We start from the raw sequence: 1,463 nt of genomic DNA on the forward strand, positions 1-1,463 counted from the left end.
CGTTACCTTTTTGATCGTCCCCAGCCGGGGACCCTCGGTCGCCCGGCCCGGTATGACTTCCTGCCCCTGTCGTTCGGATGATCCGGGGGGTGTTGTCGCCGGGTCGGGTGGCGTCGGTGGACCGCTGATAGGGACAGGGCCACCCGTGTTGGGGTAGGTCTCTTCGTAACGTGGCTGCCGGCAGTCCGACGCTCAGACCAGCGGCCGAGGCCACGGGAGTGATGCGTGGAGGCGGGTGCGGTGAACGACGGATACGGCGTCTACCTCGGCTTGGACGTCGGCAAGGGTGATCACCATGCGGTCGGGTTGACGCCGGACGGCAAGCGGCTGCATGACGCGGCGTTGCCGAACACCGAGGCCCGGCTGCGGCAGTTGTTCGACAAACTCTTTCGTCACGGCCGGATTCTGGTGGTGGTTGACCAACCCGCCTCGATCGGCGCCCTGCCGGTCGCGGTGGCGCGGGCGTGTGGTCATCAGGTGGCCTACCTGCCCGGCCTGGCCATGCGCCGCATCGCTGACCTGCACCCGGGCACGGCGAAGACCGACGCTCGGGACGCTTACGTCATCGCTGACGCGGCCCGCACCCTGCCGCACACGCTGCGGCGCGTCGACGTCGGCGACGAAGCCCTCGCGGAGCTGGAGGTGCTGGTCGGCTTCGACGACGATCTCGCTGGCGAAGCCACCCGCGTGTCCAACCGGATCCGTGGCCTGCTCACGCAGATCCATCCGGCCCTGGAACGGGTCCTCGGCCCCAAGATTCACCACAAGGCGGTCCTGGAGCTGCTGTCGCGCTGCGGCGGACCGGTCGGGCTGCGCAAGGCCGGCCGCCGCAAACTGCTGTCCATCGCCGGACCTCACGCACCCCGCATGGGCGAACGCCTGGTCGAGCAGATCATGAACGCTCTCGATGAGCAGACCGTGACCGTCCCGGGCACCCAGGCCGCGGAGACGATCCTGCCTCGCCTCGCCGACAGCCTCCGCGACATCCTGCGGCAACGAGAGCAGGCCGCCGGCGAGGTCGAGAGGATGCTTGATGCGCACCCTCTTGCCCCGGTCCTGACCTCGATGCCCGGCATCGGCGTCAGGACCGCCGCGAGGATCCTGCTCGAAGTCGGCGACGGCACCGCCTTCCCCACCCCCGGACACCTCGCCGCCTACGCCGGCCTCGCCCCCGTCACCCGACGATCCGGCAGCAGCATCCGCGGCGAACACCCACCGAGAGGCGGCAACAAAAACCTCAAACGAGCGTTCTTCCTCGCCGCGTTCGCCGCCCTCACCGACCCCACCAGCCGCGCCTACTACGACCGCAAACGCGCCGAAGGCAAACGCCACAACGCCGCCCTCATCTGCCTCGCCCGACGCCGCTGCGACGTCCTGTTCGCCATGCTCCGCGACAAGATCCCCTACCAACCACGCCCAACCAGCCCCGTCCCCGCTTGACGAAACCCATAGGGACACCCCCC

General features: G+C 69.3%; 1 protein-coding gene. It reads left to right on the forward strand.

All coding sequences use genetic code 11. The features are described from left to right. The first annotated feature begins 240 nt into the window (after nt 1-240). Nucleotides 241-1,440: an IS110 family transposase gene (locus tag ACH495_RS31825; protein WP_396861414.1), complete on the forward strand. Its 1,200-nt coding sequence runs from the start codon at nt 241-243 to the stop codon at nt 1,438-1,440. The last annotated feature ends 23 nt before the right edge of the window (nt 1,441-1,463 follow it).

Origin of the sequence: Micromonospora sp. NPDC018662, from assembly GCF_044391475.1 — a bacterium.
Lineage (GTDB): Bacteria > Actinomycetota > Actinomycetes > Mycobacteriales > Micromonosporaceae > Micromonospora.